Annotated in this window: 6 protein-coding genes, 1 rRNA gene, 1 pseudogene and 1 other annotated feature; of the genes and pseudogenes, 1 reads left to right on the top strand and 7 read right to left on the bottom strand. The window is 39.2% G+C overall.

What is annotated here, in order from left to right; all coding sequences use genetic code 11:
- The 3 genes and pseudogenes from C9J35_RS22440 to pdxS all read right to left on the bottom strand — a co-directional run.
- Positions 1-214, bottom strand: a pseudogene (locus C9J35_RS22440) (serine--tRNA ligase); the annotation flags it as partial.
- 74 nt (positions 215-288) lie between these two features.
- Positions 289-504, bottom strand: a binding site (T-box leader).
- A gap of 49 nt (positions 505-553) precedes the next feature.
- Positions 554-1,117 (bottom strand): pyridoxal 5'-phosphate synthase glutaminase subunit PdxT, encoded by a 564-nt coding sequence (gene pdxT, locus C9J35_RS22435; RefSeq protein ID WP_054768652.1) that lies wholly within the window; start codon positions 1,115-1,117, stop codon positions 554-556.
- 1 nt (position 1,118) lies between these two features.
- Positions 1,119-2,003, bottom strand: coding sequence for a pyridoxal 5'-phosphate synthase lyase subunit PdxS (gene pdxS, locus C9J35_RS22430; protein ID WP_054768653.1), 885 nt, complete (start codon positions 2,001-2,003; stop codon positions 1,119-1,121).
- A 105-nt stretch (positions 2,004-2,108) separates the two neighbouring features.
- Between pdxS and pdxR the strand changes: the two genes are divergently transcribed.
- Positions 2,109-3,536 carry a MocR-like pyridoxine biosynthesis transcription factor PdxR gene (gene pdxR / locus C9J35_RS22425; RefSeq protein ID WP_107927049.1) on the top strand — a complete coding sequence of 476 codons (1,428 nt, stop codon included), beginning with the start codon at positions 2,109-2,111 and terminating at the stop codon, positions 3,534-3,536.
- A 72-nt stretch (positions 3,537-3,608) separates the two neighbouring features.
- Here pdxR and asnB read toward each other — a convergent pair whose 3' ends face one another.
- The 4 genes from asnB to rrf form a co-directional block, all read right to left on the bottom strand.
- Entirely contained in the window at positions 3,609-5,447 is a 1,839-nt protein-coding gene (gene asnB, locus C9J35_RS22420; protein ID WP_107927047.1) for an asparagine synthase (glutamine-hydrolyzing), read from the bottom strand.
- Between the two features lie 106 nt (positions 5,448-5,553).
- The gene (locus C9J35_RS22415; protein ID WP_107927045.1) at positions 5,554-6,885 is read right to left on the bottom strand and encodes a D-alanyl-D-alanine carboxypeptidase family protein; all 1,332 of its coding nucleotides are present in this window, start codon (positions 6,883-6,885) and stop codon (positions 5,554-5,556) included.
- A 142-nt stretch (positions 6,886-7,027) separates the two neighbouring features.
- Positions 7,028-8,491, bottom strand: a complete 1,464-nt coding sequence (gene guaB / locus C9J35_RS22410; protein ID WP_010856978.1) for an IMP dehydrogenase — start codon at positions 8,489-8,491, stop codon at positions 7,028-7,030.
- 410 nt (positions 8,492-8,901) lie between these two features.
- A 5S ribosomal RNA gene (rrf, locus tag C9J35_RS22405) occupies positions 8,902-9,017 on the bottom strand.
- Between the last annotated feature and the right edge of the window lie 265 nt (positions 9,018-9,282).

The following is a 9,282-nucleotide window of genomic DNA, read 5'->3' as shown; positions in this document are numbered from 1 at the left end:
CTGCATCTGCATTTTCTTTGTTACGCTTCATCACAGAAATTTGCTCAGATACTTTATTACGTTCAGCTTTCAATTCTTCTGTTTTAGCGATTAACTCACGACGTTTCGCGTCTAAGCCATCAAAGTCGTCTAAATTTCCTAAATCTTCATTACGTGTTAACAACATTTCTTTTATTTCCGCGAAATTGTCGCGGACGCGTTTAATATCTAACATAGTTCATACCTCCAGTAGATTGATAATGATGGGAGTAGGTTTTATAAATGAACACAAAAAAGCCCTCATCCCATGAAAGGGACGAGAGCTACCCGCGTTGCCACCCTAATTGATTAGACATTCGCCTAATCCACTTATCTCATAACGGCATTTCAACCGGCGACAGCCTACTTTACTCACTTCGACTGCGCAACTCCAGGACGGATTCACAAGTGCTTTTATCAGCTTCCACCACCCGCTGACTCTCTAAAAAAAACGTGCTTGCTACTACTTCCCATCATCGTGTTCAGTTATTTAAATTTTAACCATACTGTACTATATGAAACGATATTTTGCAAGTCACACCATAGATGTCACAAAATATTCGAGGATACGTGAATCCGTCGTTAATTCTGGATGGAATGAGCACCCTAGTAGATGACCATCACGAGCTAACACGATTTTCCCATCATACTGTGCTAGAATTTCAATACCTTTGCCAACCGATACAATATGCGGTGCACGAATAAATACTGCTGATATTGCGTCACCGATTGCTGGAATATCAAGTTTAATCTCAAAGCTATCTACCTGACGTCCATAAGAATTGCGCGCCACCACTACATCCATCACACCTAAATGCGGTTCATAATCAATTACTTCTTTTGCCAACAAAATGAGTCCCGCACAAGTACCAAACATCGGCAAACCTTGTTGCGCAAGTACACTGATTGGTGCAAGAAGCTCATAACGATTTAGTAACTTCCTCATCGTTGTACTTTCTCCACCAGGCAATATAAGCGCATCCAGCTCTGCTAAATCCTTTACATGTTTTACTAATACAGCTTCACAACTAAGTGCCTCTAACATTTGTACATGCTCTCTTACCGCACCCTGTAAGGCTAATATACCAATCTTTTTCATCTTACCAGCCTCGTTCTTGCATACGTTCATTCAGACTTAACTGTGCAATATCAATACCTTTCATCGGTACGCCAAGTTCTTTGGAAATGTCCGCAATTATCTTATAATCCTTGTAATGTGTTGTAGCTTCTACAATGGCACGTGCAAATTTTTCTGGATTTTCGGATTTAAAAATACCTGAGCCAACAAATACTCCATCTGCCCCTAACTCCATCATCAACGCCGCATCCGCTGGTGTAGCAACACCTCCAGCTGCAAAGTTAACGACTGGTAAGCGACCAATTCTTTTAATTTCTCGTAATAACTCAAATGGCGCCCCAAGTAATTTAGCTTCTGTCATTAATTCGTCCTCTGTCATACCTACGACTTTTCGCACCTGTGCATTTACCTTACGAATATGTCGTACTGCCTCTACAATATTCCCTGTACCAGGCTCACCCTTCGTACGTAGCATTGAAGCGCCTTCTCCAATTCGACGTGCCGCTTCCCCTAAATCACGACAACCACAAACAAAAGGCACTGTATAATCACTCTTTAATAAATGGTATTCCTCATCTGCTGGTGTTAACACTTCACTCTCGTCAATATAATCAACACCCATCGCTTCTAACACACGTGCTTCTACAATATGACCAATACGTGCCTTTGCCATCACAGGAATTGAGACCGCTCCCATTACTTCTTCTACGATGCGTGGATCGGCCATCCGGGCAACACCACCCGCCTTACGTATATCTGATGGTACTCGCTCTAAAGCCATAACAGCTACAGCACCCGCTGCCTCAGCGATTTTTGCCTGCTCAGCATTAATAACGTCCATGATGACACCACCCTTTTGCATTTCAGCCATGCCACGTTTTACTAACTCTGTCCCAGTTTGTTTCATTTTCTAAAACCTCCACCTTCATGATGAAATTTAGTATAATAGAAATTGACCATATAAAAATATTCAGTTTATAAAATAATCATAAGGTCAGGTGAATTATTGAACATGGACATGTTATTATTTGAACTTGAAAAAGATGGCGGTAAACCGCTCTATGATCAGCTTTATAGTGGTATAAAAGAAGCCATTATTACGAAAAAAATTGCCGTCGGTGAAAAATTACCGTCGAAACGAAAATTGGCAGATTTTTTAAATATTTCTCAAACAACAATTGAAATTGCCTATGCTCAACTGCTTGCTGAAGGCTATATTATGTCAAAATCACGGGTTGGTTATTTTGTAGAGGAAATTGACGACCTCCCGTATATTCAACCAGATACAACAGCTTTCATAAACGAACAACCCAAGAAAAAATCCTTTAACATTGATTTTAATCCTGGTTCTATTGATATTGATGCTTTTCCCTTCCAAACATGGCGTAAATACGCAAGAGATCTTTTTGATGATGCTTCAAAAGAATTATTACTAACAGGGGAGCCCCAAGGAGAACCAGCATTACGGACAGAAATTGCGAATTATTTATACCAATCCCGTGGGGTTGTTTGTAGTCCAGAGCAAATTGTCATTGGCTCTGGTACAGAGCAGCTTCTCCCAATGATTTTACGTCTCTTTTGCGAAGATACTTGCTTTGCACTTGAAAATCCGGGTTATCCTACAGTGCATCGTATGTTTTCACAATATAAGCGTAAGGTTTTACCAATTGCTGTCGATGATGAAGGGATCGTAATTCATGCACTCGAAAAAACAAGTGCGGATGTTGTTTATATAACACCCTCTCACCAATTTCCAACAGGCGCTGTATTATCTGCCACAAGACGAGCACAAGCTTTGAATTGGGCTGCGCAGAGCCCTTCTCGTTATATTATCGAGGATGATTATGACTCTGAATTTCGCTACACCGGAAAACCTATTCCTGCCCTTCAAGCGTTAGATCGTAACGATAAAGTTATCTATATGAGTACCTTTACAAAATCTTTAATGCCTTCCTTACGTGTTGCTTATTTTGTGCTGCCACCAAAATTGCTTGCTACGTATAACGATGTTTTTAACTACTATTCATCAACCGTGCCAAGATTCGATCAGCATATTGTAGCAAATTTTATGCGCGATGGTCATTTTTCTAAGCATTTAAACCGCATGCGGAAAGTGTATCGAAAAAAGCATGATAAGTTAACTACTATTTTAGAAAACTATTCCTCACAAGTTAAGATGACAGGGGAACAGGCCGGAATGCATGTCCTACTCAACGTTCAACATCCTTTATCAGAACAACAATTACAGCAGCATGCCAACAATGCAGGGATTGGTATCTATCCTTTATCGGATTATCGCCTGGATGGACTCTTGTCTACACAAGCACAGTTTTTACTAGGCTTTGGTGGTATCCCCGTTCATCAGATTGAAGCTTCAATTGAGAGACTAATGGATTGCTGGAATATACCAAAAATTACTTTAATGGCAGATAATCACTAACATAAGATGCCTTAATATAAAAGAAAACAACCATCTATCTCGCTTTATAAGCGAATGGATGGTTGTTGCTTTTTAAGATTCCTTCAGTTGAATATTATAATGCTCAAACCATACATGTATCTGCCCTAAATAGGCAAGTAACTGAGGACCTGCCATTAATTGTCCGTACCAAGGAACCTTAAAGGTTTTGCCTCCTGTTTCAATAAGCTCTGATAATTTTTGTCGTTCAAATAATTCATGTAATATAGAATTTTTATCGCTCAATATATCTCTCAACCATTTTTGAACACCAGTTGTATACACAGGATGATAGGTTTTCGGATAGGGGTTCTTTTTTCGATATAACACTTCCTCAGGCAATAAATGTTCCATTGCTTTTCGAAGTAATCCCTTTTCCTTGCCATCTAAATTCTTCATTTCCCAAGGAATATTCCATGCATATTCTACAAGACGATGATCTGCAAACGGTACACGCACTTCCAGACTCGCACCCATACTCATACGGTCTTTCCGTTCGAGCAATGTTTGCATAAACCAAACCATGTTTAAATAAAACATCTCACGTCGCTTTGACGCCTCAATGCTTTCCCCATCTAGGTGTGGCACTTCGCCAATTGTTTGTGCATATACTTGTTGTGCATACGATTCGACAGATAACTTTTTACGCCATTCCTCTCGCAACATGGCCGTTCTTTCAGGTAATGATCGTATCCATGGAAAACCTTCAGTACTCTCTGTAAACCATGGATAGCCACCGAAAATTTCATCCGCACATTCACCTGATAACGCGACAGTAAAATCTTTTTTAATTTCCCTGCAAAACCATAACAACGAGGAATCTACATCAGCCATACCTGGTGAATCTCTTACAATTACTGCTTCTACTAATAAAGCAAGTAACTGTTGTTGTGAAATTTCTTCTGCATGGTGGGTTGTATCAAATGTTTCTTTCATTTTTTGAATCCAATATGTGTCCGTTGACACTTGAAAAGAATGCGGATTAAAGAAGCGTTCATTGTCCTCATAGTCAATTGAGTACGTATGAAGGTTGCGTTTATTTTGTTGTTGGAACGTATTTGCGGCAATACCTGTAATTATACTTGAATCTAAGCCACCTGAAAGAAAAGTACAAATGGGTACATCTGATATAAGCTGGCGTTCAATTGCATCCGTTAGTAAAAAACGTACTTGATCAATAGTATCTTCTAGCGATTCCTCATGTTTTTTGCTTTGCAACTGCCAATACTGCCATATGCGTACTCCCTCTCTTGAAAAGCGCATAGCATATCCGGGGCGCAATTCATTAATATTATGGAACAATGACTTCCCTGGTGTTCTTGATGGGCCTACAGCCATAATATTGGCTAGCCCCTCCGTATTAACGATTGGTTGAACCGTTGGGTGTGCCAATAATGCCTTCACTTCTGACGCAAACAGCAAACCACCCTGCTGCTCCGTATAATACAACGGTTTTACACCTAAGCGATCCCGGCATAAAAAAAGTGATTGTGCTTTTTCATCCCACACACCAAAAGCAAATATCCCATTTAAATAATCTACACATTGCTCTTGCCATTCTATATAAGCAGTTAAAAGTACTTCAGTATCTGAATGTGTTGTGAAAATATGCCCTCTCTTTTGCAACTCTTTGCGAATTTCCTCTGTATTAAATAGCTCGCCATTATATGTAATGACATAGTTTACACCATCGTGTACTTTTTTCATCGGCTGCTTCCCACCGATTAAATCTATAACTGCTAACCGTCGATGGCCAAATGCAATATGTTGACTACACCAAGTATTTTCATCATCTGGTCCTCTTTTATTTAACGTTTGCGTCATAGACTTCAATATTTGATCACTATTACGCAAATCCTTTTGAAAGCTAGCCCACCCTGTAATGCCACACATTTAGCCACATCCTTTCGACTAATAGCGTATGCAAATCAGTCATAAAACGTGAAAAAAGAACACGCTATGTTTTTTAAACATCTGCGTGCTCCTTCTACATTAATTTTTAAAATAAACCGCCCACGAAGTCAGAAATGCCGCCCCATAGATTACCGAAGAAGCTTCCGATCCCTTGGAAGAATAGTGAGATACCGCTAGCGCGTTCCACAGCTCCTGTTGTGACTACATCGGATGAAAACTCCTTGCCATCAATAAAGCCGTAATCTGTGCCTTCTGTGCGCTCAATAACGACCTTACCCACAACAGTATCTTTTTTCACTTCTGCTTCCAAACTCTTTTTATCTAACTCTAATTTAGGTTTATATAAATCTTTTTCTGATGACTTCACCATAAATGAAATTGGCTCTTTCACAGCGATAGCTACTTTGTCTTCTTTCCCTTTCGTAACTTTCACTGTTTTTTGATCTTTGAATTTATAGTCTGCTGGAATAATTTCATGTTTTGAAAACTGTGTGAAGCCATAGTCAAATAACTTTGCTGTAGCATCAAAGCGGGCTTTATATGAGCCTTGACCACTTGCATCTACGGCTTTCATCACTACTGCTATTAAACGTGTACCATTGCGCTCAGCAGTACCTGTGAAACAATGCCCTGCGAAGTTTGTTGTACCTGTTTTTAAACCGTCTACACCTTCATATTGGAATACTAGCCCAGGTAACATAAAGTTCCAGTTAGACATTTCAATTGCATCATCTGTACCCTCACGGAACGTCTTTTTCGTAATTTTAGACGTTTCTAATACCTTAGGATGATCTTTTAGCAGATGGTACGCAAGCTTTGCTACAGATTTAGCAGGCATCACATTTTCATCTTCTGGGCCTGTCCCTGATGGATGCATGCCAAATAAATCTGCATTATTAAGGCCTGTAGAATTTACGAATTTATAATCTTTAAGACCAAGCTCTTCCGCTTTTTTGTTCATTAGTTTTAAAAATTCAGTTTCAGTTCCTGCAATGGTTTCTGCAATTGCCACTGTTGCAGCGTTAGCAGAATATATAGCCATTGCTTCATATAATTCACGAATCGTGTAAGAACCATCTGCACGTAATGGTACATTACTTAAAGCGCGGTTTTGAGACATACGATACGTATAATCTGTTACACGGTATTCCTGATCCCACTTCACCGTACCCGCATCAATTGCGTCTAGAAGTAAGTACTCTGTCATCATTTTAGTCATACTCGCAATACCTAACGAAGTATTTGCATTTTCTTCATATAGAATTTTTCCTGAGTCTGCGTCAATTAATATCGCAGCGTCTACTGTTAGTCCTAAATCTGATTCCGCATTTGCCTTCGCAGGAATTCCCGCAAACATACTAAATAACAGAGCAGGAATTAGGAGCAAACGTAATACGGTGTTCATTGTCTTTTTCACCTTCAAAGCCCTCCAATAAATAATCTTGTCCTCGACAATTTTATCATAGATACTATCGTCCGTGCGCAATCTCTATCATAAAAAAATGCTCTCGTGCCATCTTTGTAGACGATACGAGAGCATAAAAGTTGCTAACAATATATTACATTGAATAGTTTGGTGATTCTTTAGTAATTTGTACATCATGTGGGTGTGATTCACGAAGACCTGCACCTGTCATACGGATGAACTGAGCGTTATCACGTAAATATTCAAGGCTAGGTGCTCCACAGTAACCCATACCTGCACGAATACCACCAATAAGTTGATAAATTGTATCTGCTAGTGGACCCTTATATGGCAGACGGCCTTCAATACCTTCTGGTACTAGTTTCTTCGCATCCTCTTGGAAGTAACGATCTTTTGAGCCTTTTTCCATTGCTCCAATTGATCCCATTCCACGATAAACTTTAAAGCGACGACCTTGGAAAATTTCAGTATCTCCAGGAGATTCTGAAGTACCCGCTAGAAGTGATCCTAGCATAACGATGTTACCACCAGCTGCAAGAGCTTTTACGATATCACCAGAGTACTTAATTCCACCATCCGCAATAATTGTTTTACCAACTTCACGAGCAACTGTCGCACAATCGTAAACTGCTGTAATTTGTGGTACACCAACGCCCGCAACAACACGAGTTGTACAAATAGAGCCTGGTCCGATACCTACTTTGACAACATCTGCACCAGCATCAAATAATGCACGAGCGCCTTCACCTGTTGCCACGTTACCAGCAATGATTTCTAATTCAGGGTAAGTTTCACGAATCGAACGAATTGTTTGTAGCACACCCTCTGAATGACCATGTGCTGTATCAATAACTACGATATCTACTTGTGCCTCCACAAGCTTCTCAATGCGAATCATAGTATCTTTTGAAACACCTACCGCTGCACCAACTAGTAAACGTCCATGTACATCTTTTGCAGCGTTCGGGAATTCAATAACTTTTTCAATATCTTTAATTGTGATCAAACCAGTTAATTTACCGTCTTCATCAACAATTGGTAGTTTCTCGATTTTATATTGTTGAAGAATCTTTTCAGCATCCTCTAAAGTCGTACCAACAGGAGCTGTAATCAAGTCTTCTTTTGTCATTACATCTTCAATTTTTAAAGAGTAGTCAGAGATAAAACGTAAATCACGGTTTGTAATAATTCCTACGAGCTTTTGGTTTTCCATACTATCCACAATTGGTACACCTGAAATTCGGTATTTACCCATTAAATGCTCTGCATCGAAAACTTGGTGAGTCGGAGTTAAGAAGAATGGGTTTGTAATAACACCATTTTCAGAACGTTTTACTTTTTCTACTTGTTCAGCTTGCTCATCAATACCCATATTTTTATGGATAATACCGATACCACCTTGGCGCGCCATAGCAATAGCCATTTTAGATTCTGTAACAGTATCCATACCTGCACTGACCATTGGAATATTTAATTTAATCTTTGGTGTTAGTTGAACTGATAAATCAACATCTTTCGGTAATACTTCTGAATGAGCCGGTACTAATAATACATCATCAAAAGTTAAACCTTCTTTGGCAAATTTAGTTTCCCACATTATCGTAACTTCCCCCTATAGTTAAAAGAATATTAATTGTAAGATTAACAACGTGTCATGCTACTGTCAAGAAACTTATAAAAGAAAGACAATTCAGACTTTTAATTATATCAATTTGTATCCCTTAATTTCCAATTGTAAGAGAAAGAATTTCTTTCCTTACAGGTATAATATTGCACGTGAAATACTTACTTATGGAAAAAACAAGAACCTCAAACCGCAACATCTAACTTTAATAACACTACTTTTTTATCAACTTATAGTATCACAAAATTATAATGAATAGCTGATTATCATCGGATAGCAGCTTTTTATAGAAGTTTTGCACACTTTTCTTTTAATTATTTGATTTTTTCATTAGTATTTTCATAAATAAAAAAACAGCCAGCACTCAGCTGACTGTTTTGTGTGCCTAGCGACGTCCTACTCTCACAGGGGGAAGCCCCCAACTACCATCGGCGCTAAAGAGCTTAACTTCCGTGTTCGGTATGGGAACGGGTGTGACCTCTTTGCCATCATCACTAGACTATTGTTGGCTTTCAATATACGTCGTCTTTCTTTGTCAGCTTCATTCGTTCAGTCAGTCACGTACTTAGGTACGCTCCTTCCTTCTCTCAATTGCTTCCTTGAACTACTCGTATCTTGAAACCCTCTTTTAGAAAGATGTTGTTCTTTCAAAACTGGATAAACGGTGCATTGAATGTTTCAAACATTTTGGTTAAGTCCTCGATCGATTAGTATTCGTCAGCTCCATGTGTCACCACACTTCCACCTCGAACCTATCTACCTCA

Source organism: Lysinibacillus parviboronicapiens, from assembly GCF_003049575.1.
Lineage (GTDB): Bacteria > Bacillota > Bacilli > Bacillales_A > Planococcaceae > Lysinibacillus > Lysinibacillus parviboronicapiens.
Note: the sequence above shows the minus strand (reverse complement) of the source record. Positions and strands in the feature narration are given on the sequence as shown.

Excerpts from the sequence above, each read along its gene's own strand:
- pdxT (WP_054768652.1), bottom strand. The coding sequence starts at position 1,117 with ATGAAAAAGATTGGTATATTAGCCTTACAGGGTGCGGTAAGAGAGCAT.
- pdxS (WP_054768653.1), bottom strand. The coding sequence starts at position 2,003 with ATGAAACAAACTGGGACAGAGTTAGTAAAACGTGGCATGGCTGAAATG.
- pdxR (WP_107927049.1), top strand. The coding sequence starts at position 2,109 with ATGGACATGTTATTATTTGAACTTGAAAAAGATGGCGGTAAACCGCTC.
- asnB (WP_107927047.1), bottom strand. The coding sequence starts at position 5,447 with ATGTGTGGCATTACAGGGTGGGCTAGCTTTCAAAAGGATTTGCGTAAT.
- guaB (WP_010856978.1), bottom strand. The coding sequence starts at position 8,491 with ATGTGGGAAACTAAATTTGCCAAAGAAGGTTTAACTTTTGATGATGTA.